Source organism: Micromonospora sp. CPCC 205554, assembly GCF_036902745.1.
Lineage (GTDB): Bacteria > Actinomycetota > Actinomycetes > Mycobacteriales > Micromonosporaceae > Micromonospora > Micromonospora tulbaghiae.
The window spans coordinates 186,192-207,178 of the sequence record NZ_JBAKHP010000003.1 but is presented as its reverse complement, the minus strand read 5'-3'; the positions used below and the strand labels follow the sequence as shown (position 1 = coordinate 207,178).

Here is a 20,987-nt window from a genome sequence, read left to right as displayed (position 1 = left end):
AGGTCGGGAAGGCGTGGGGGGTCCGAGAAACCCGCGCGAGAGGGAACCCCGACATGCCTTTCGTCACCGTCGGTACGGAGAACTCCGCACCCATCGACCTGTACTACGAGGATCACGGTTCCGGTCAGCCGATCGTGCTGATCCACGGTTTCCCGTTCAACGGGGCGACCTGGGAGAAGATGAGCGGTCCGCTGCTGAACGCCGGATACCGGGTGATCACGTACGACCGGCGAGGGTTCGGCAACTCCGCGCAGCCGGCAACGGGCTACGACTACGACACGTTCGCCGCCGACCTGGACGTGCTGATGACCGAGCTGGACCTGCGCAACGCGATCCTGGTCGGGCACTCCATGGGCACCGGTGAGGTGACCCGCTACCTGGGCGCGTACGGTTCGGACCGGGTGGACCGGGCGGTCCTGATGGCCCCGTTGGCGCCGTACCTGCTGAAGGCGCCCGACGACCCGGAGGGCGTCGACAAGAGCATGTTCGAGGGGTTCCAGAAGGCGATCATCCAGGACCGGTTCGCCTACCTGACCCAGTTCTGCGACGCGTTCTTCAACGCCAGCGAGAACCGGGGGAAGCTGGTCAGCGACGAGGCGTACCACGCGCACTGGCAGATCGGCGCGCAGGCGTCGGCCAAGGGCACCCACGACTCGGTGGACGCCTGGCAGACCGACTTCCGCGGTGACCTGCCGAACATCGACGTGCCGGTGCTGATCATCCAGGGCGACAAGGACAACGTGCTGCCGTACCCGGTGACGGGCCAGCGGCTGGTGAACATGCTGTCCGACGCCAAGCTGGTCACGCTGAAGGGTGCGCCGCACGGCACGCCGTGGACCCATCCCACCGAGGTCAACAAGGCCATCATGGAGTTCATCGGCAAGCCGAGCATGGCGACCGCCTGACCGGGCGGACGACCGCGGCCCCGGGGATTTCCCCGGGGCCGCGGTCACGCGTGCGTGCTCAGCCGGCCAGGCGGGCCAGCTCCTCCTCGACGACGGACGGGTCGAGCTTGCGGAACACCGGCTTCGGCGCCGCGAGCGGCCGGCCCACCTCCAGGGGTACGGACTCCCAGCGCGCCCCGACCGTGTAGTCACCGGTCAGCACCGGGTACGACGGCCCGCCGTCGAGGTCGTCGACCTCCTCGATCACCGGCATCGGCGCGTGCACGCCGGTGCCGCCGAGCAGCTCGTGGATCTTCTGCGCGGAGTGCGGCAGGAACGGGGTGAGCAGCGTGTTGGCGTCGCTGACCACCTGGAGCGCGACGTGCAGGATGGTGCCCATGCGGGGCTTGTCGTCCTCGCCCTTGAGCTTCCACGGCGCCTGCTCGGAGAGGTACTTGTTGGCCTCGGCGACGACCTTCATGGCCTCGCCGATGGCCTGCTTCTGCCGGTGCCGGGCGATCAGGTCGCCGACGGTGGCGAAGCCGGCCTTCGCGGTGTCCAGCAGCGCCTGGTCGGCCTCGGTGAGCCCGGCCGGGTCGACCGGCGGGATCGCGCCGAAGTTTTTCGCCGCCATCGACACGGACCGGTTGACCAGGTTGCCCCAGCCGGCGACCAGTTCGTCGTTGTTGCGGCGCAGGAACTCCGCCCAGGTGAAGTCGGTGTCGTTGCTCTCCGGCCCGGCCACCGCGATGAAGTAGCGCAGCGCGTCGGCGTCGTAGCGCTCCAGGAAGTCCCGGACGTAGATGACCACCTTGCGGGAGGACGAGAACTTCCGGCCCTCCATGGTCAGGTACTCGCTGGACACGACCTCGGTGGGCAGGTTGAGCCGGCCCAGCTCGCCCGGCTCGCCGTCGCGGGCACCCTCGCCGGAGTAGCCGCCGAGCAGCGCCGGCCAGATCACCGAGTGGAAGACGATGTTGTCCTTGCCCATGAAGTAGTAGGAGCGGGCGTCCTTCCCCTCGGCGTCGGCGGACCACCACCTGCGCCACGCCTCCGGGTCGCCGGTGCGGCGGGCCCACTCGATGGACGCCGACAGGTAGCCGATGACCGCGTCGAACCAGACGTAGATCCGCTTGTCCGGACGGTCGCGCCAGTCGTCGAGCGGGATCGGCACGCCCCACTCCAGGTCGCGGGTGATGGCCCGGGGCTGGAGGTCGTCGAGCAGGTTGCGGGAGAACCGCAGCACGTTGGGGCGCCAGCCCTCGCGGGTGTCCAGCCACTGCCGCAACGCGTCGGCCAGGGCCGGCAGGTCGAGGAAGAAGTGCTCGGTCTCGACGAACTCCGGCGTCTCCCCGTTGATCTTCGACTTGGGGTCGATCAGGTCGATCGGGTCGAGCTGGTTGCCGCAGTTGTCGCACTGGTCGCCGCGCGCGCTGTCGTAGCCGCAGATCGGGCAGGTGCCCTCGATGTAGCGGTCGGGCAGCGTCCGGCCGGTGGACGGGGAGATCGCCCCGGTGGTGACCTTCGGGACGATGTAGCCGTTGCGGTACAGGCCGGTGAACAGCTCCTGCACCACCGCGTAGTGGTTGCGCGTGGTGGTGCGGGTGAACAGGTCGTACGACAGGCCCAGCGCCCGCAGGTCCTCGGCGATCACCCGGTTGTAGCGGTCGGCCAGCTCGCGCGGGGTGACCCCCTCGGCGTCAGCCTGCACCTGGATCGGGGTGCCGTGTTCGTCGGTGCCGGAGACCATGAGCACGTCGTGACCGGCCATCCGCATGTACCGGGAGAAGACGTCGGAGGGAACGCCGAATCCGGATACGTGGCCGATGTGGCGCGGGCCGTTGGCGTAGGGCCAGGCGACCGCGGCGAGAACGTGACTCATGAGCAGCAAGCCTAGTGATTGCCGTGGGCGCGCCGCGAACCAATGGGGTGTGCGCTCCGACCGTACGTCCGATTTGTCGCCGACACGCGGCGTGAGCTGCCCGACAAGCCAGACGTACCGGTGTGAAATGAACATCGTGACCAGCAGACCAGCGGCGCCCGAGCCGTCGGCGGCCGCCACCCGGCGGGCGGCGCGGCCCACGCCGCCCGGCGGGCCCGTCGCCCCGCAGCCACGGCTCGACCCGGCGGACCCGCCGGTGGAGGTGGAGCCGACCACCGGCGCGCCGGTGGACGCGGTGCCGAACCGGGTGCCGGTACGCCAGCCGCGCTGGCAGCGCGAGGCCGCGCCGTCCGGCGGCTGGGCGCCGATCGAGGAGGTGCACTGGGACGGCACGCCGCTGCGTGACGAGCCCCGCCCACGTCCCGGCCGCCCGCCCGCGCGGCGGGAACGCGCCCGCCCGGTCACGCCGCCGAGCCCGCCCGCCGGGCTGGCCGTGCTGCTGACGTTGAGCCTGCTCGCCGCGTTCTTCGCCTGGGTGAGCGCCGGGCCGTTCTGGCTGGCCGTGGGGCACTCGACCGGCGGCACCGTGATGATCACGCAGTGCGCGGGCGGCGGGCTCACCCAGCGCTGCCGGGGCATCTTCTCCGCCGACGGCGACCGGTTCCAGGCCCACGGGGTACGGGTCAGCGGCGTACCGGCCGGGCGCACCGACACCGGCAGTTCGCTGCGCGCGCGGATGACCGGGCCGGACGGGTCCACCGCCTACGCGGACACCGGCGCCGGACGGCACCTGCGCTGGCTGCTGGGGCTGGCCCTGGTGGCCGGCTGCGCCGCCGGGATCGCCAGGTGGACCGGGGCGACCCGGCTCGCCGACGAACGGCAGCGGCGCTGGGCGGTCGGCCTGGCGCTGGCCGGGCCGGCGTTGATCACTCTGGGTTTCCTGGCCGCCGCCTGGTAGGTGCCCGGCGCCTCAGCTGTGCACGACCGCGTACACCTCGCGCCGCCGCAGCCCGTACGCGGTGGCGACCTCGGTGATCGCGTCCCGGCGGGACAGCCCGGCCGCCTCGCGCTCGGCCACCGCGGCGCGCAACGTCTCGTCGTCCGGCCGGACCGCCGGCGTGGCCGGGGCACCGGCCACGACGAGCGTGATCTCGCCCCGGGGGTCGCCCTCGGCGGCCCACTCGGCCAGCTCGCCGAGCGGCCGGCGGACGACCTCCTCGTAGGTCTTGGTCAGCTCCCGGCAGAGCGCGGCTGGACGATCGTTGCCGAACGCCTCGGCCAGGTCGGCGAGCGCACCGGCGATGCGGTGCGGCGCCTCGAAGAACACCAGCGTGCGCTCCTCGGCGGCGAGCGCGCGCAGCCGGGAGCGGCGGGCGCCGGGGGTACGGGGCAGGAAGCCCTCGAAGCAGAACCGGTCGCAGGGCAGCCCGGACAGCGCCAGCGCGGTGGTCACAGCGCTCGGCCCGGGCGCCGCGGTGACCGGCACCCCGGCGTCCAGCGCGGCCCGGACCAGCCGGTACCCGGGGTCGGAGACGCTGGGCATGCCGCCGTCGGTGACCAGCGCGACCGTGTAGCCGGCGGCGAGCACCTCGGCCAGTTCGGGGGTACGCCGCTCCTCGTTGCCCTCGAAGTACGAGACGATCCGGCCCGGCACCGTCACGTCCAGGTCGCGGGCCAGCCGGGTGAGCCGCCGGGTGTCCTCGGCGGCGACCACGTCGGCGGCGGCCAGCACCTCGCGGAACCGGGCGGACGCGTCGGCCGGGTTGCCGAGCGGCGCACCGAGCAGTACGAGCCGCCCGACCTCGGACATTTCCCCCACGGCGTGTGCTCCTTCATCGAAGGTCGTACCAATTTCGGAGACGACAGACGCCACCGGGCACCCTCGCAGCCTACGATCGCCGGGTGACGAGTGCGTCGACAGCACAGAGCGCCAACCCGGACCCTTCCACCACCGACCGGGGCGACGGCGCCGGGCCCGGCCTTGCCGCCGCCGTGCGGCGCCGGCTCGCCACCGTCGACGACCGCATCGGCCGGGGTCAGGCGTGGCTGGCGACAGCCGTGGTGGTGGCGATCGCGGCGATCCTGCGTTTCGTGGGGCTCGGTTTCCCGCCCGGGAAGATCTTCGACGAGACCTACTACGCCAAGGACGCGTACGGGCTGATCGACCGCGGCTTCGAGTGGAACTACAAGGACAACGGCCCCTCGTACGTGGTGCATCCACCGCTGGGCAAGTGGATGATCGGCATCGGCGAGTGGGCCTTCGGCTACCAGGACGCCGACAGCGGCGTCTCGGTGCCGGGCCACCTGATGACCACCTCGCCGGAGTTCGGCTGGCGGTTCGGCGCGGCGGTGGCCGGCACGCTGTCGGTGCTGCTGCTGGTCCGTATCGGGCGGCGGATGTTCCGCTCCACGGTGCTCGGCTGCGCGGCCGGCCTGCTGCTCGCGCTCGACGGCTACCACCTGGTGCTGTCCCGCACGGCCATCCTCGACATCTTCCTGCTGCTGTTCGTGCTCGCCGCGTTCGGCGCGCTGGTGCTCGACCGGGACGCCCGGCGGCGGCGCTGGGCCCGGGCGCTGGAGGCCGGGCTCGACCCGACGCAGCCGGGCCGGGCCGGACGGCCGTCGTCGGGCTGGCGGGACTGGCCGTGGTGGCGGCTGGCGGCCGGTGTGCTGCTCGGCTGCGCCTGCTCGGTGAAGTGGAGCGCGGTCTACTTCGTGCCGGCGTTCGCGTTGCTGGTGCTGCTCTGGGAGGTGGGCGTCCGCCGCTCGTCCGGGGTACGCCGGCCGTGGCGCGACGCCGTGCTCGACGAGCTGCCGTGGCTGCTCGCCGCGGGCGTGCTGATGCTGGTGACCTACGTCGCGACCTGGTCGGGCTGGCTGCTCGGGCAGGACGGCTACTACCGCCTGGCGGAGCGCTACCCGAACAACCCGGAGCTGAGCGACACCCCGTTCGTCGGGGCGCTGATCAACCTGTGGGAGTACCACAAGGCCGCGTACGGCTTCCACACCCAGCTCGACGACCCGCACAAGTACCAGTCCTGGCCCTGGCAGTGGCTGCTGCTCGGCCGCCCGGTGGCGTTCCACTGGTCCGGGGACGGCAGTTGCGGCGCGCCGAGCTGCGCCTCGGAGGTGCTGCTGCTGGGCACGCCGCTGCTGTGGTGGTCGTTCCTGCCGGCGATCGCCGCGACCGCCTGGCTCGGCCTGGCCCGGCGCGACTGGCGGGCGGGCGCGATCCTGCTCAGCGTCGCCGCCGGCCTGCTGCCCTGGTTCTGGTTCGCCCTCGACGGCCGGACGATGTTCTCCTTCTACGCCGCCCCGGCGGTGCCGTTCCTGGTGCTCGCGGTGGTCTACGTGCTCGGCGCGATCGCCACCCCGGCGCCGGTGACGAACACGGCCGCGCCACCGGACCCGCAACAGGTCCACGACCGCCGGCTGGTGGGCGGGATCATCGCGGGCGCGTACGTGTTGCTCGTGGCGCTCTGTTTCGCGTACTTCTACCCGATCTTCGTGGGCCGGGTGCTGCCGTACGCGGACTGGTCGGCGCGGATGTGGCTGGACGGCCGCTGGATCTGAGGCGGGGCGCCGGGCACTGCGCGGCGCCGGGCACAAAGAAGCGCGCCCCGATCGCCTGCCACGGGGGAAGCGGGCGATTGGGGCGCGCAAGACAGAGCTTAACCACACTCCGGCAACCGCACAACGGGTGCGGGCCGGTCAGATTTCCGACGAGTGCACCACCGGCCGAAAGGTTTACATGGTGCAGCTAACGGTGGGTCGCGGCGCGCGACCATGACGGGTCGGGCGGATGCCGGAAAGATGCCCCCGCCGGGCACCTCCGACCCGGATGATCTTCCAAAGTGGATCTCACTACACTTCGCCCGGTGATCAACAAGAGACGATCGACGGCCGTCCTCATCGGACTGCTGACGGCGGCCGCGATGATCGGGCCGAGCCCCGCCGGGGCCGACGACGAGACCACCGAGCCCGTCGCCGAACCACCGAAGGTCGAGCTGGTCCTCGACGTCAGCGGATCGATGCGGGCCCGCGACATCGACGGGCGCAGCCGGATCTCCGTCGCCCAGCAGGCGTTCAACGAGGTGGTCGACGCCCTGCCGGACGAGACACAGCTCGGCATCCGGGTGCTCGGCGCCACCTACCGGGGCAAGGACAAGAAGCAGGGCTGCCTGGACACCCAGCAGATCGTGCCGGTCGGCCCGGTGGACCGCACCCAGGCCAAGGCCGCCGTCGCCGGGCTGCGCCCGACCGGCTTCACACCGGTCGGGCTGGCGCTGCGCTCCGCCGCGCAGGACCTGGGCACCGGCAGCACCGCCCGCCGGATCGTGCTGATCACCGACGGTGAGGACACCTGCGCGCCGCCCGACCCGTGCGAGGTGGCCCGCGAGCTGGCCGCCCAGGGCACCCGCCTGGTGGTCGACACGCTCGGCCTGGCGCCGGACGAGAAGGTACGCAAGCAGTTGCTCTGCATCGCCGGCGCGACCGGTGGCACCTACACCGCCGCGCAGAGCGCCGACGAGCTGACCGGCCGGATCAAGCAGCTCGTCGACCGCGCCCGGGACACGTACACCGCCGCCCCCGCGGTGGTCGGCGGCGGCACGGCCTGCGAGGGCGCGCCGCTGCTCGCCCCCGGCGTCTACAGCGACCGGGAGGCGTTCTCCGAGCACCGCTGGTACCGGGTGCCGGTGCGTCCCGGGCAGGAGCTGCGCGCCTCGGTGAGCGTCGCGCTGGACCGGCCGGTCAACCCGGACTACGGCGTGCTGCTGCGCGCCACCGCGCCGGACGGGCGGGAACTGGTCCGGGGCGTCGACGCCGGCAGCGGTCGTACCGACGTGGTCTCCGCCGGGCTGCGCTGGTCGGCCGCCGAAGAGGAGGAGGACGGCCCGGGCGCCGAGCCGACGCCGGGCACGGAGCAGGCCGTACGGACCGTCTGCCTCGTGGTCAGCAACTCGTTCGCGGCCAAGCCCGGCACCCAGGCCCGTCCCGGCATGCCGGTCGAGCTGACAGTCGACGTGGTGGCCGCCTCCCCCGCCCCGGACGGGCCGGACCTCGGCCGCGGCTGGGTGCTGCTGCTCCTGCTCACGATCGCCGGACTGCTCACCGGACTGCTCGCCGGACTACTCACCCGCTGGTGGGTGCACACGTGGAGGACGAACTGAGCATGCGTACGCTGATCCGCGCCGCGGCGGCGACCACCGCCGCCGGACTCGCCCTCACCCCGGCGGCGGCCCTGGCCGCGCCCAGCCCGTCACCGGGCGCGACCACGGTGACCAAGGCCGGCACCTCGTTCCTCACCGCCACGACGGTCACCGCCGGTCAGCCGGTGCAGGTGGGCGCGTCGACCGGCGACCACCTGTACTGGTCGTTCCGCGCGGACGCCGGGCAGGTGCACGAGGTCACCGCCACCGTCACGTTCCCGAAGTCGCGCAGCGGCGCGTCCACCTGGACCGTCGACGTCTTCGACGGGCTGCGCCGGCGGCAGGCGTGCACAGCGGGCGCGCAGAACCCCACCGCCGACGCGTCGGCGACGAGCGTCGCCCTGGGCTGCACGCTGCGGCGGGTACGGCCGTGGGCCGAGCCCTGGTCGGGCGACCCGCTGCCCGGCACCTACTACATCCGGCTCTCCGTCACCGACCTGCCCGAGCCCGACCTCGGTCTGCCGATCGACGTGGAGATGCTCGTCGGCGCGACCGACGAGGGCGGCGCGTCCGGCGACGACGGCGAACTGGCCGCGCCGCTGGTGCCGAACACCAGGGCGGGCACCGTGCTCAGCGCCGAACCGACGCCCGAGCCGGTGGCCGACGAGGAGGTCGACCTGACCGGCTGGCTCCCCGAGGCCGGATCACGCTGGGTGTGGACCACTGTGGGCGGCGTGCTCGCCGCCGTGGCCGGCGTGGTCGGCTTCGGGCTCACCCGGCGCCCCCGCCGCCCCTGAGGACCGCAGCCGGTGGCCGCCGCGAACCCGACGCGGCGGCCACCGGACGCGCTCACGCCTCGGCGGTACGCGGGCCGCGCGGCACCCAGCCGATGAACCGGTCCTGGAGCGCGGTGACCGGCACGGAGCGCAGATCCTGCGTGGCCGCGGCGAGGCAGGACCCGAGATAGACGCTCAACGACGCCCGGTCCACCTGGTACTCGTGCAACAGGTGATGACGTTTCGTCGTGCAGGGCCAGTCGTCACCGCACGAGCCGCAGGTCCAGTCGGGGATCACCGGCACGTGCTCGCCGGCGGCACTCCCGGAAACCTCCGCGCCAGGCGTCATCGGCCGCTCCTTCCGAATCGGGAATGGGTGGTGATGGACCGGTTGCCTCCCCGCAACGTTCCTTCAGCGCAGCGGCACGCCCAAGCGTTACGGTACGTTCACCGCGTGTCCCCGTCATCCACCTCTCGTGCGTGATCTGCTTCCGGCCGAGGTCGCCGTGGCGGTGGCCGGCCCGGCCGACTGGGCCGGTGACCTGCTCCCGGCCGAGCTGGCCGCCCTGGGTGAGCGCGCGGTGCCCGGCCGCCGCCGCGACTTCACCGCCGGGCGCGTCTGCGCCCGCCGGGCGCTCGGCGCGCTCGGCCTGCCCGTCACGCCGGTGCCGGCCGGCGCCGACCGGGCCCCGATCTGGCCGCCCGGCGTGGTCGGCGCGATCACCCACACCCGCGACTACTGCGCGGCAGCAGCCGCCCGCGTCACCGACGTGCGCGCCGTCGGTATCGACGCCGAGCGCCACCGGCCGCTCTCCCCGGGGGTACGCCGGAAGGTGTGCCGCCCCGACGAGGAGGCGGACCTGGCCCGGCTGCCGTCCGGCACGCCCTGGCCGACCGTGTTGTTCAGCGCGAAGGAGACCGTCTACAAGGTCTGGCACCCGCTGGTCGGAACGTGGCTGGGCTTCGCCGACGCGCGCGTCGTGCTCGACCCGGACGCGGGCACCTTCCACGCCGAGATCGCGCCGGCCCGGATCGCCGCCGCCCCGGTGCCCGATCCGCCGTCAGCGGTGACCGGACGGTTCGCCGTGGACGACGACCTGGTCCGCACCGCGGCCGTCCTGCCACATCGATGAGGCACTGCCGGGCGGGTTGTGCCCGGCTTGTACCGTCGTTCCGACTGAAAATTCCGAAGGCGCCCAAGGAGTACGGTGAGCCACCCTCAGCCTCCGTCCGGGTCACCGGACCCGAACCAGCAGCCGCAGGAACCGCCGACGCAGGCGTTCCCCACCGCCCCGATGCCGCCGGTGCCGGGCAGCCCGTACGCGCCGCCGCCCGCTCCGACCTCGGGTGCGCCCTACCCGCCGCCTTCGGACGCGCCGCAGCCGCCCGTCTCCGGCGCGCCGCCGGTCTCCGGTCCGCCGCAGCCGCCGACCTCCGGGGCGCCCTATCCGCCGCAGCCGGGTCCGGGCGAGCAGTACCCGCCCGCGCCCGCTCCCACCACGGCGTTCCCGCCGGCGCCGCCCACCTCCGGCGCGCCCTACCCGCCGCCGGGCAGCGAGTACCAGCCCTCGGCCGGGGCGTACCAGCCGCCGGGGTCCGAGTACCAGCCACCGGGTGCGGCTTACCCGCCTCCGGGGTCCGAGTACCAGCCCCCGGGTGCCGCGTACCAGCCGCCGGGCAGTGAGTACCAGCCCTCGGGCGGGGCGTACCCGCCGCCGGGTGGGTACCCGCCGCCGGGTGGTGGCGGGTATCCGCCGCCGCCCGGAGCGCCGTTCGGGCCGCCGGCGAAGAAGTCGAACAAGAACGTGTGGATCACGGTCGGCGTCATCGCGGTGATCCTGCTGCTGCTGTGCTGCGGTGGCGGCATCTTCGCCATCTACAGCGGCGCGAAGAAGACCCAGGAGGCGATCGACTCGCTGCCCACGCCCGGCGTCACCTACGGCCAGCCCACAGGTGACACCCCGACGGGCGCTCCCACCGGCACGCCGCGGCCGGGCAACACCGACGACAAGACGTTCAACATGCCGGCCGGCGACAAGCTGGTCGTCAACGACGACAGCGGCACCATCGAGATCACCGTCGGCAACTTCCGGACGAAGAACGCCGCGTGCAGCGAGGTCATGCCCGGCCCGAAGAACGGCATGTTCCTGATCGCCGACGTGACCGCCGAGATCACCAAGGGCACCGGCTCGATCAACCCGTTCTACTTCACCTGGGTCGCCGCGGACGGCACCGAGGAGAGCGGCATCGGCGGCGCCTTCTCCGGTTGCGGCAAGCTCATGACCTCGGGCAACAACCTGCCCGAGGGTTCCAAGCGCAGCGGGCAGCTCATCTTCGACGTGAAGGACCAGAACGGCGTCGTCGAATACAAGCACCGCTTCCGTTCCGCCGGGTCCTGGAAGCCCTGACCTCACGCGACACCCCGCGCGGGGGCCGGTCCACAGCGGACCGGCCCCCGTGTCCGTTCGGGTGACGCCGGCAGCCGGTCGGACATTTCCATGTGCGCGTGCCGGCCCTCGGTCGCCAGGCTCGGAGCATGGCGAACGAGACGACCATCCCCCTGCTGCCGTGCCGCTCCCTGGACGACGTGGCGCCCTTCTACCAGGCCCTCGGCTTCGAGGTCACGTACCGGCAGGAGCGCCCCAACCCGTACCTGACGCTGCGGCGGGAGGATCTCCATCTGCACTTCTTCGGAATGCCGCAGTTCGATCCCGCCGACTCGTACGGCTCCTGCCTGGTGGTGGTGGACGACCTGGTCGACATCCACCGGGCCTTCGCCGACGGGATGCGTGCCACGTACGGAAAGCTGCTCGTCTCCGGCGTACCCCGGATGACCCGGCCCCGGCCCCGCGGCAACCAGGAGGGCCACTTCGGGTTCAGCATCGTCGACCCCGGCGGCAACTGGATCCGGTTCGTCGGACGGGCCATCCCGGCGGAGACCGACGACCGGGGCGGGCTGGCCCGCACGCTGCGCAACGCGGTGGTGCAGGCCGACTCGCGCGGCAATCCCCGGCAGGCCGCGCGGATCCTCGACGGCGCGCTGGCCCGCCGGGAGGCCGCCGACGACCCGGCCGTCCAGGTGGAGGCACTGGTCTACCGGGCGGAGCTGGCGCTGCAACTCGGCGAGCCGGAGTCCGCGCGGGAGCTGGTGCGGCAGGCCCGCTCGATCCCGCTGGACGACGAGTCGCGCGACGCGCTGGCCGATACGCTGCGGCACGCCGAGGATCTGACCGCGACCATGCCGCCCGCATAGCCGCCCGACGCGGCCGGTTCAGTCGCGGCGCGCGGCGGGCTCGGGTCGAAGCAGCGCAGCCGGCCCGGTCGCGGCAGCACAGCCGGCTCGGGTCGAAGCAGCGCAGCCGGCCCGAGCCGAGGCGGCGCGGCGGCCCGGGTCGCGCGGCGGAGCCGGGCCGGTGGCGGCGGTTTGCCGGCCGGGTCAGCGGGGACGCGACGCGGCAGGCGGCGAGCGCCGCCACGCGACGATCCCGGGGAGGCGGCATGAGCGTCGAGCGCGCGAAGAACGACCTGGAGGACCTGGCCGGTCCGGCCCGGGCGCGGCTCGGTGATCTGAACCAGGACGAACACGCCGAAGCGGACCGGGTACGCGAACAGGACGAGATCCGGGGCAAGCGCCCCGGCGAGCACATCCAGGCGGACGCCCGCGACGCCGACGACAACTTCTCCGCCTGACCCTGCCCGCCTGAGATCTTGGTAGCAAACGGCCCTCATAGGGGCCGACATCTTCCAAGATCTCCCCGGACCGGCGTGGAAGGGCGGTGTCGGGGGTGGTTCCTATCCTGGGGCGATGGTTCTCACCGACGTCACCGGCTCCTGGACAGGCACCAACGGCTTCCGGCTGATGCCCGCCGATCCACTCGCCGAGTCACCGGCCGCGCTCACTGTCGCCACTGCTGCCGGTGGGCACCTGACCACCGTGTCGTACTCGTGGGACCACCCCGACGACGGCCCGCAGGACGGCCTGCTGGTGGTCGCCGCGGGCGACCGGCCGGGCTCGCTCGTCGCCTGGTGGGGCGACTCGTGGCACCAGCAGCCGACGCCGATGACGCTCACCGGCACGGCGGGCGGGGCGTCGACGGTCGAGCTGACCGCCGGGTACGGCGGCGGCTGGGAGTGGCGAATCGTCCTCGACACCGCCGACCCGGCCCTCCTGCGGCTACGGATGGAGAACGTCGTCCCCGCGGACCAGGCCGGGCCCGGCACACCGGCCGGGCCCTACCCCGCGATGCTCACCGAGGTGCGCCGGGCCTGAACCCGATCAGGCGTCCAGGATCTCCCGCAGCCGGCGTGCGAACGCCTCCGGCTGCCCGGCGTGGCCCATCTCCTCGCCGAGGAACCCGCCGTGGTGGCTCGGGAAGACCACGGGCTGTCCGCCGAGCAGCTCGGCGGTGGCCACCGACGTCCGCGCGGTGAGCGTGTCCGCCGACTCCTCGCCCACCGCGATCAGCACGCGGGTCGGTGCCGCGCGCAGCGCGTCGGCGTCCGGCCGGTAGACGGTGACCGCCGCGGACCGGTCGGAGAGCAGCGGGTCGTCCCGGCTGCCGTCGTCCTCGGCCGGCATCCCGAACGCGGCGGGGTCCGGCGCGGGCTGCGCGAAGTAGTCGTCGGTGAACTCGCCCCGCCACGACGTCAGGACGATGAAGGCCGCCATCCCGGCGCCCCAGCCGTTCCTCTGGTACGCCTCCTGGCAGGCGGCCATGGCCCGGCCGGCCGCCTCGGCGTCGGGGAGCAGCGCGGTCAGCGGCGGCTCGTGCGCCACCAGCGTCGTCACCACGTCCGGGTACGCGGCCACCAGGGCGAGCGCTGTCACCGCGCCGCCGCTGCTGGCGAACATGTCGACCGGGCCCACGCCGAGGGCGTCGACGATGTCGCGTACGTCCCGGGCCTGCACCTCGGGCAGCGAGTCGTTCCGGCCGTCCTTGCGGACACTGCGGCCGAGCCCGCGCGGGTCGTACGTGATGACGGTGCGGTCCGGGAAGTACGACGCGAGCGTGGTGAAGCCGTCGGCGCACATCGGCTGGCCGATCATGAACAGGGGGCGGTGCCCGCCCTCGGCCGCCGTGGGGGCGTGGACGTCGTAGACAAGGTCGACCTCGGGCGTCTGGAGAGTGAGCGTCTTCATGCCTCTGTCGACCGGCGCCGGCCGGGAGAATCATCGGTGCTGCGGAAACTCGTGCCGGGCGCGGCTCGCGGCGGTGTCGGCGCCCACCGCCGCGAGCCGTGCCGTCGCGGTCAGCTCACCGTGCCGGTGACGGTGCTGCCGGACTTGGTCACGTAGTAGGTCAGCTTCGTGCCGCTCCAGAAGTGGAACGTGAGCGTGACCCGCTGGCCGTCGTTGACCTCGGCGAAGAACTCCGGCTTCAGCGCGATCGTGTTGCCGGTGTAGTTCGGCGCGAACGTCACGTCGAACTCCTTGTACGAGGTCCAGTTGTGCGGGCCGGCGTTGCTGCCGTCGGCGTACTTCGCCTCCATCGTGGCGAGTTGGTCGCCGCGGAACTGTGCCGGGAGCGTGAACGCGGCGGTGGTGCCGGTCGCGTTGGAGAGCACCGGAGGGTCGTACGTGATGATGCTGATCCGCCACGGCACGCCGGCGGAGAAGCGGGCCTGGAGGTTGGCGTTCACCCCGTACGCGCGGGAGCCGACGAGCCGGGTCAGCGCCGACGCGGTGAGCGTCAGAGTGCTGCCGGAGACCGTGTAGTCGGTGCCGTTGACCAGGTCGGTGGTGCCCTGGCGCAGCCCCTGGAACGTGGTGCCGTTCAGGTTGAGCGTCAGGCTCCTGGCGGTGATCGAGCCGGTACGCGGCACGTACACCTGGTCGCTGGACGCGGTGCCGGAGCGGGTGGTCCAGCTCGACTTGATCTGCGCGAACAGCTCGGGGTCCTTCCAGACGAAGGACGTCCGGTCGAAGTGCTGGCCGTTGTCCCAGAGCTGGGTGGTCAGCTTGCGGCTGCGCGCGTAGTGGCCGAGGAACTCGAAGAACTTGAGCTTCTCGCCCTGCTCGATGGTGCCGGTGTGGCGGTCGAAGCCGAGCAGGCCGTACTCGCCGATGATCACCGGGATGTTGCGGGTGACGAAGGCGTTGTAGACGCGGTCGAACTGGTCGGTCAGGTCCTGCTGCACGGTGGCGTCGAACTTGGTGCCGCCGGCGACGTTCACGCTGAACGGCCAGTATCCGTAGAAGTGGACGGTGGCGATCAGGTTCGGGTCGTCGAGCGTGTTGAACGTGCTGACCAGCTCGTCCACCCGGGCCTGCTCGGCGGAGGTGTGCAGGGTCGGCAGGACGAGAAGCCGGGTGGCGTTGTTTCCGCCGGACTGGCGGACGATGCGGTGGAACGACGTGTTCAGCTCGTTGAGCAGCGTGGCGTTCTGCGCGTCGCCGGAGCTGCCGGTGAACTGGGGCTCGTTGACGCTCTCGAAGGTGAGCTTCGGCGAGGAGTCCTTGAACGCGGCGGCGATCTGGGTCCAGAGCGCGTTGTAGCGGTTCAGCACGCCTACGCGGTCGGTGGGCATCGTGTTGATCCACTGCCACGAGTCGTGGTGGATGTTGAGCACCACGTAGAAGCCGTCGGCGAGCGCCCAGCCGACCACCTCGCGTACCCGGTTCAGCCAGGCAGCGTCGATCGTGTAGTTCGGCGCGGCGCCGTGGTGGTTGCTCCAGGTCACCGGGATGCGGATGCTGTTGAAGCCCTGCGCCCGGACGTTGTCGAGCAGCGCCTCGGTGACCCGCGGGTTGCCCCACGCGGTCTCGTCCGCGCCGACCGCGTCGAAGGAGTTGCCCAGGTTCCAGCCGGGCTGCATGGCGGCGACCGCGGCCATGGCGTTGCCGGCCGGCGGTGGGGTCGTGGGCGGTGGTGTGGTGGGCGGCGGGGTGGTCGGGGGCGGCGTGGTCGGCGGGGGCGTGGTGGTCGGCGGCGGGGTGGTCCCGCCGACGCCGCCGGTGCAGGCCACGCCGTTGAGCGAGAACGCGGTGGGCGCGGTGTTCGCTCCGGACCAGGAGCCGTTGAAGCCGAACGAGACGCTGCCGTTGGTGGCGATGGCGCCGTTGTAGCCGACGTTCGTGGCGGTGACGTCGGCGCCGGAGGAGGTGACCGTGGCGCTCCACGCCTGGGTTACCCGCTGGCCGGACGGGAACGTCCAGCGCAGGTTCCAGCCGTTCATCGGGTCACCGAGGTTGGTCACGTCGACGTTCGCGGTGAAACCGCCGGGCCACTGGCTGGCGGTCGTGTAGGTGACGCGGCAGCCGGCCGCCGCCTGGGCGTTCGTCGCCATCACGGCGGTGCCGGTCACGAGCGCGGCGGCGGTCGCGGCGACCAGGCCGACCCGCAATCGGGCGGTACGGGGAGAGCGGAACATGGTGGTTCCTTCGTGGTGGGGTGGGCGCGTGGACGGGGAAGGCGGGGCGCGCACCCGCCCAGCGCGAGAGTAAGTTTGGATTCCAAACATTGTCAATCGGCAGACGTGGATGCGGGCGGCGTCAGGCGGCCGTTGGCGTCTCGACAGTGAGGTGCGCCGACAGTGCGCCCAGGAAATCGGGCACGTCGAAGATCCGGCCGGCCGAGGCGACACCGGTCGCCCGCGTCCGCCCGGTCAGGATCCGGTGGACCGCCTCGACCGCCAGCGGCGCGCTGATCGCGTAGATGTCCTGCCCGTGGGCCACCACCCGCCGCCGCACGTCACCCGCGCGCACCACCACGTCGACTGTGAACGTCTGCGCGGACCGGCCACGCTCGTCCACAGCGGCCGGGGCGTCCCCCGCGGCCAGATCCCCCGCCGCGTTCACGGTCATGTACGTGCACACCTCCGGGATGTCCAGGTGGCTCGGCACCGTCACCACGTCGGCCATGGTGAACTCGCCGAGCACCGGCCGGACACCGAGCGGCGCCGGGAACTCCCAGTCCAGCCGGGGCAGGTCGCCGTCGGCGTACACCAGGCGCCCGTCGGTGAAGCGAACCCGCCGGCCGTCGCGGCGCTCGCGCGAGACGACGCCGGAGGCGACCGTCCCGGCCGTCGGGTGCCAGCTGCTCAGCCCGTACGCGACGTGTGCCTCGTCGGCCGCCGTCCAGTCCCCCATCGCGGCGGTGACCAGCAGGTCGCCGAGCCCGCCGAAGAACGCCATGGCCGGCACCACCGCGACCCCGGCGGCCTCGGCACGCTCGGCGTAGTGCGCGAACGTGTCCCGGTTCGCCTCGATCTCGGCCGCCACGTCGACGTAGGGGATCCCGGCCCGCACCGCGGCCTCGATCAGCGGGCCGGCGGTCGAGGCGAACGGCCCGGCGCAGTTGACCACAGCCGCCACCCCGGCCAGCGCCTCGTCCAGCGAGGCCGGGTCGTCGACCGACACCACCCGGTGCTCCACCCCCGGGAACGCCGCCGCCAGCTTCCCCGCGTCGCGCCCGAGCGGCAGCGGCTCGTAGCCCCGCTCCCGCAGCTCCGCCACCACGAACCGCCCGGTGTGCCCGTACGCCCCGAACACCGCCACCTGCATGACGCTCTCCCTCGAAGATCGACTGGAATGATCCTCGCCGGGATCCGGGGGCCGAGCCAGTGGCGCGAACGCCAATGCCCGTACAGTTTCGGACATGACTCTGATCGCGCTCGCCGCCACCGACGGCATGCTGCACTTCGAGCTGGCGGCGGCCTGCGAGATCTTCGTCCGCGACCCGACCGGCCTGGCCGACCCCTGGTACGACCTGGTGGTCTGCGGCCCCGGCCCGGTCGGCGTCGGCCGGTTCGCGGTCACGCCCGACCACGGCCTGGACCACCTCGCCCGCGCCCACACGGTGATCGTCCCGGCGATCGAGGACACCGACGCCGAGCCGCCCGCCGATCTGGTCGACGCCGTCCGCGCCGCGCACCAGGCGGGCGCCCGGATGGTCTCGTTCTGCACCGGCGCGTTCGTGCTCGCCGCCGCCGGCATCCTCGACGGGTTGCGCGCCACCACCCACTGGGCGCACACCGGCGTGCTCGCCGCCCGCTACCCGCGCGTCCAGGTCGACCCGGACGTGCTCTACGTGGACAACGGCGACGTGCTCGCCTCCGCCGGCAAGGCCGCCGCGATCGACCTCTGCCTGCACCTGATCCGCCGCGACCACGGCTCGACGGTCGCCAACGCCGTCGCCCGCCGCCTGGTGGTGCCGCCGCACCGCGCGGGCGGCCAGGCCCAGTACGTCACCACACCCGTCCCGGCCCGCGAGGACCACCCGCTCGCCGCGCTGCTCCCCTGGGCGATGGAGCGGCTGGACCGCCCGCTCACCGTCGCCGACCTCGCCCGCCAGGCGACCATGAGCACCCGCAACCTGGTGCGGCACTTCACCGCCGCGACCGGCGCCACGCCGTCGCAGTGGCTGGCCACGCAGCGCATCCGGCGGGCACAGGAGCTGCTGGAGAACACCGACGACAGCATCGACGCCGTCGCCGAGGCAGCAGGCATGGGTACGGCGACGACGCTGCGCCGGCACTTCCAGCGCACCGTCGGCGTACCGCCGGACACCTACCGCCGCACGTTCCGCCGCGGCTGACCGGATTGCCCGGCGGTTGTAGCGTCGGCCACCCGACCACCGGGAGCACACCATGGCGGAGCAGGTACGGGTGCCCGACGACGGCGCCGGCGGCAGCGAGTTCTTCCGCTTCGCGCACACCTACAACGGCTACGAATTGCGGGGCGGCCTCGACCCGCTCACCGCCGTCGCGCAGACGGTACGGGAGCGGTGGGAGCGGACCGGCGACCTCGGCGACGACGTGGACGAGTTGCGCGCCTGCCTGTTCTTCGAGGCCCGCGCCTTCCGTCACGGAGGCTATGGTCGATTCGACCAGCAGCCGATCGTCGCTGCGCTCGTGGCACGCATCCGCTCCCTGTCCGGCGGTGCCGTGCCGCCCAAGGGGACGGTCGCCTGACACTCGGCACGGGGGAAAGTCTTGTTCGACGTGATCGTGGTCGGCGGTGGGCCGACCGGCATGATGCTGGCGAGCGAGCTGCGCCTTCGGGGCGTCGGCGTGCTCGTGCTGGAGCGGGACGCCGAGCCGCCGCCGTACGTGCGCTCGCTCGGCCTGCACGTCCGCAGCATCGAGGTGATGGACCAGCGCGGGCTGCTGGAGCGGTTCCTGGAACTCGGCGGCACGCACCCGATCCGGGGCTTCTTCGCCGGCATCGACAAGCCCCCGCCCGCCGACCTGGACACCGCCCACCCGTACGTCCTCGGCATCCCGCAGACGCTCACCGACCGGCTGCTCGCCGAGCACGCCGCCGAGGTCGGTGCCGAGATCCGGCGCGGCCGCGCGGTTACCGGGCTGGAGCAGGACGACGACGGTGTGACGGTCCACCTCGACGGCGAGCCCTCGAAGCCGTTGCGGGCGCGGTTCGTCGTCGGCTGCGACGGTGGGCGCAGCACCGTCCGGAAGCTGCTCGGCGTCGGATTCCCCGGCGAGCCGTCGACTGTCGACACGCTGCTGGGCGAGATGGAGGTGACCGCCTCCGCGGACGAGATCACCACGATCATGACCGAGGTACGCCGCACCGAGAAGCGGTTCGGGCTCGGGCCGTCCGGCAGGCCCGGCGTGTTCCGGGTGGTCGTACCGGCGGCCGACGTGACCTCGGTGCCGCCGACGCTCGACGACTTCAAGCGGCAACTTCACGCGTACGCGGGCACCGACTTCGGCGTGCACTCGCCCCGCTGGCTGTCCCGGTTCGGCGACGCGACCCGCCTGGCCGAGCACTACCGGGCCGGGCGGGTCTTCCTGGCCGGCGATGCCGCGCACGTCCACCCGCCGCTGGGCGGGCAGGGGCTCAACCTCGGCATCCAGGACGCGTTCAACCTGGGCTGGAAGCTGGCGGCGGCAGTGAACGGGTGGGCGCCGGACGATCTGCTCGACACCTACGAGTCCGAGCGGCGCCCGGTCGCGGCTGACGTGTTGACGAACACCCGCGCACAGATGCTGCTGACCGGCAACGAGCCCGGCCCGCAGGCGGTACGGCAGGTGCTGACGCAGCTCATGGACTTCGACGAGGTCAACCGCTTCCTGATCGAGAAGGTCACGGCGATCGGCGTCCGGTACGACGTCGGTGAGGGGCACGCCCTGCTCGGGCGGCGGCTGCGCGACGTACCGCTGCCGCAGGGACGCCTGTACGAGCTGATGCGTACCGGCGGGGGGTTGTTGCTGGACGGGACCGGGAGGCTGTCGGTGGACGGCTGGGCCGACCGGGTCGGGCTCGTCGCCGGCACCGGCGACGAGCTGGACGTGCCTGCGGTGCTGTTGCGGCCGGACGGGCACGTGGTCTGGACCGGCGACGACCAGCGGGCGCTGGAGGGCGCGCTGACCAGGTGGTTCGGCGCCGCGACGCGGTGAACTGCCGCCGATCGCCCGAGGGCGTTCAGGGTCCGGTCGCCTGGTAGCTGCGGAGCGCGGCTTCGGCGAGCCGGGTGAGGTGGTCGTCGCCGCCGGGCTCGTTGCCCTGCTCATGAACGACCACCAGGGTGGTGCCGATCCGGACGAGGATGCTGTCCCATTCCAGCGTGATCGACCCGGAAGTCGCGCTGGAGTCGACGCGCATGCTCTCGTCGCCCAGCCGCGGCCCCGGCACCACCGCGAAACGGTAGCTGCCTCCGTCCCGGCCCGGTGAGGCGACGGTGGGACACCGGCCGATGAACGTCCGCAGGTCCGCCATCGCGCCTCGGGCGCCGTCGTCGGCGTACGTCCTGAGCACTTCGCTCGCCACCCACGGGTAGTCGGGGCCCTCGGCGGAGCTGACTGTGGCAGCGGCCATCGCCGACGGAGTACCGGTCAGCCGCTTCGCCGACAACAGCGGAATCATGTCCGCACAGGGCACCTCGGGGCCGGGGCGCTGCCGGCCCGCATCCGGGGCCATGACCGTCGCGACATCCACGGTGAACCCCGGTGGCAGCGCCTCAGTGGTCACCAGCCGCGCCGACAACGACGCGGAGTAGCCGGCGCCGCCCGCCGAACGATCCGCTGGACCTGCGGTCGAGGGTCCGCACGCCGCCACCACGCAGACCGCGCCCGCCGCGCCCAACCACCGCAGCACCATCCTGAGCACCGGGCAGACTCCGCCTCTCGTGGGGACGCGTCAGGCTACCAACGGACGTGACTCCACCCCCGGGTGCGGCCGGCGCGCGCCCCGGCGGTGTTTCGCTCGTGCCTGCGGGCTTTCACCGGCCACTGTGCGGCGAGTGCGACGGAGGGCCGCGATCACCGCACCGGCTTCAACTTCGGTGGCGGTGGCTGCGGGTACGGATTCCGCTGCCGGTCGTGCTCGACGGCG

General features: G+C 72.9%; 20 protein-coding genes. 13 read left to right on the top strand and 7 right to left on the bottom strand.

Annotated elements, in window-relative coordinates; translation table 11 throughout:
* The first annotated feature begins 53 nt into the window (after positions 1-53).
* Complete coding sequence (locus V6U82_RS06840; protein ID WP_334459900.1) at positions 54-905, top strand: alpha/beta fold hydrolase; 852 nt, start codon at positions 54-56, stop codon at positions 903-905.
* 58 nt (positions 906-963) lie between these two features.
* Here V6U82_RS06840 and metG read toward each other — a convergent pair whose 3' ends face one another.
* Positions 964-2,766 carry a methionine--tRNA ligase gene (gene metG, locus V6U82_RS06835; protein ID WP_334459898.1) on the bottom strand — a complete coding sequence of 601 codons (1,803 nt, stop codon included), beginning with the start codon at positions 2,764-2,766 and terminating at the stop codon, positions 964-966.
* Between the two features lie 127 nt (positions 2,767-2,893).
* Here metG and V6U82_RS06830 point away from each other — a divergent pair, with 127 nt between their 5' ends.
* Positions 2,894-3,724: a hypothetical protein gene (locus tag V6U82_RS06830; RefSeq protein ID WP_334459897.1), complete on the top strand. Its 831-nt coding sequence runs from the start codon at positions 2,894-2,896 to the stop codon at positions 3,722-3,724.
* A gap of 12 nt (positions 3,725-3,736) precedes the next feature.
* Here the strand turns inward: V6U82_RS06830 and rsmI are convergent, their stop codons facing one another.
* Positions 3,737-4,576 carry a 16S rRNA (cytidine(1402)-2'-O)-methyltransferase gene (gene rsmI, locus V6U82_RS06825; protein ID WP_435121692.1) on the bottom strand — a complete coding sequence of 280 codons (840 nt, stop codon included), beginning with the start codon at positions 4,574-4,576 and terminating at the stop codon, positions 3,737-3,739.
* Between the two features lie 92 nt (positions 4,577-4,668).
* Between rsmI and V6U82_RS06820 the strand changes: the two genes are divergently transcribed.
* The 3 genes from V6U82_RS06820 to V6U82_RS06810 all read left to right on the top strand — a co-directional run bounded on the left by V6U82_RS06820 (position 4,669) and on the right by V6U82_RS06810 (position 8,713).
* Entirely contained in the window at positions 4,669-6,339 is a 1,671-nt protein-coding gene (locus tag V6U82_RS06820) for a dolichyl-phosphate-mannose--protein mannosyltransferase (protein ID WP_334459895.1), read from the top strand.
* Between the two features lie 305 nt (positions 6,340-6,644).
* Positions 6,645-7,937, top strand: coding sequence for a VWA domain-containing protein (locus V6U82_RS06815; protein ID WP_128138406.1), 1,293 nt, complete (start codon positions 6,645-6,647; stop codon positions 7,935-7,937).
* Between the two features lie 2 nt (positions 7,938-7,939).
* The gene (locus V6U82_RS06810) at positions 7,940-8,713 is read left to right on the top strand and encodes a peptidase (RefSeq protein ID WP_334460311.1); all 774 of its coding nucleotides are present in this window, start codon (positions 7,940-7,942) and stop codon (positions 8,711-8,713) included.
* A 52-nt stretch (positions 8,714-8,765) separates the two neighbouring features.
* Here V6U82_RS06810 and V6U82_RS06805 read toward each other — a convergent pair whose 3' ends face one another.
* The gene (locus V6U82_RS06805; protein ID WP_334459894.1) at positions 8,766-9,041 is read right to left on the bottom strand and encodes a hypothetical protein; all 276 of its coding nucleotides are present in this window, start codon (positions 9,039-9,041) and stop codon (positions 8,766-8,768) included.
* Positions 9,042-9,168: 127 nt separating this feature from the next.
* Here V6U82_RS06805 and V6U82_RS06800 point away from each other — a divergent pair, with 127 nt between their 5' ends.
* The 5 genes from V6U82_RS06800 to V6U82_RS06780 all read left to right on the top strand — a co-directional run bounded on the left by V6U82_RS06800 (position 9,169) and on the right by V6U82_RS06780 (position 12,962).
* Positions 9,169-9,825: a 4'-phosphopantetheinyl transferase family protein gene (locus V6U82_RS06800; RefSeq protein ID WP_334459893.1), complete on the top strand. Its 657-nt coding sequence runs from the start codon at positions 9,169-9,171 to the stop codon at positions 9,823-9,825.
* A gap of 75 nt (positions 9,826-9,900) precedes the next feature.
* Positions 9,901-11,100, top strand: a complete 1,200-nt coding sequence (locus V6U82_RS06795) for a hypothetical protein (RefSeq protein WP_334459892.1) — start codon at positions 9,901-9,903, stop codon at positions 11,098-11,100.
* Positions 11,101-11,228: 128 nt separating this feature from the next.
* On the top strand, positions 11,229-11,945 hold the full coding sequence (locus V6U82_RS06790) for a bleomycin resistance protein (RefSeq protein ID WP_334459890.1): 717 nt from the start codon (positions 11,229-11,231) through the stop codon (positions 11,943-11,945).
* 245 nt (positions 11,946-12,190) lie between these two features.
* Positions 12,191-12,382: a general stress protein CsbD gene (locus tag V6U82_RS06785; RefSeq protein ID WP_120571734.1), complete on the top strand. Its 192-nt coding sequence runs from the start codon at positions 12,191-12,193 to the stop codon at positions 12,380-12,382.
* A gap of 115 nt (positions 12,383-12,497) precedes the next feature.
* Complete coding sequence (locus V6U82_RS06780) at positions 12,498-12,962, top strand: hypothetical protein (protein WP_334459887.1); 465 nt, start codon at positions 12,498-12,500, stop codon at positions 12,960-12,962.
* 6 nt (positions 12,963-12,968) lie between these two features.
* Here the strand turns inward: V6U82_RS06780 and V6U82_RS06775 are convergent, their stop codons facing one another.
* The 3 genes from V6U82_RS06775 to V6U82_RS06765 all read right to left on the bottom strand — a co-directional run bounded on the left by V6U82_RS06775 (position 12,969) and on the right by V6U82_RS06765 (position 17,195).
* Complete coding sequence (locus tag V6U82_RS06775; RefSeq protein ID WP_334459886.1) at positions 12,969-13,832, bottom strand: alpha/beta fold hydrolase; 864 nt, start codon at positions 13,830-13,832, stop codon at positions 12,969-12,971.
* 110 nt (positions 13,833-13,942) lie between these two features.
* Positions 13,943-16,063, bottom strand: coding sequence for a cellulase family glycosylhydrolase (locus tag V6U82_RS06770; RefSeq protein ID WP_334459884.1), 2,121 nt, complete (start codon positions 16,061-16,063; stop codon positions 13,943-13,945).
* Between the two features lie 121 nt (positions 16,064-16,184).
* A complete protein-coding gene (locus tag V6U82_RS06765) occupies positions 16,185-17,195 on the bottom strand; it encodes a saccharopine dehydrogenase family protein (protein WP_334459882.1) in 1,011 nt (336 codons plus the stop codon).
* Between the two features lie 94 nt (positions 17,196-17,289).
* Here V6U82_RS06765 and V6U82_RS06760 point away from each other — a divergent pair, with 94 nt between their 5' ends.
* The 3 genes from V6U82_RS06760 to rox are packed head-to-tail and all read left to right on the top strand — an operon-like array spanning position 17,290 to position 20,053.
* Positions 17,290-18,228, top strand: coding sequence for a helix-turn-helix domain-containing protein (locus tag V6U82_RS06760; RefSeq protein WP_334459880.1), 939 nt, complete (start codon positions 17,290-17,292; stop codon positions 18,226-18,228).
* Between the two features lie 52 nt (positions 18,229-18,280).
* Positions 18,281-18,604 (top strand): hypothetical protein, encoded by a 324-nt coding sequence (locus tag V6U82_RS06755; RefSeq protein WP_128137798.1) that lies wholly within the window; start codon positions 18,281-18,283, stop codon positions 18,602-18,604.
* A gap of 21 nt (positions 18,605-18,625) precedes the next feature.
* Positions 18,626-20,053 carry a rifampin monooxygenase gene (gene rox, locus V6U82_RS06750; RefSeq protein WP_334459878.1) on the top strand — a complete coding sequence of 476 codons (1,428 nt, stop codon included), beginning with the start codon at positions 18,626-18,628 and terminating at the stop codon, positions 20,051-20,053.
* Positions 20,054-20,078: 25 nt separating this feature from the next.
* Here the strand turns inward: rox and V6U82_RS06745 are convergent, their stop codons facing one another.
* Complete coding sequence (locus V6U82_RS06745) at positions 20,079-20,624, bottom strand: hypothetical protein (RefSeq protein ID WP_334459876.1); 546 nt, start codon at positions 20,622-20,624, stop codon at positions 20,079-20,081.
* Between the last annotated feature and the right edge of the window lie 363 nt (positions 20,625-20,987).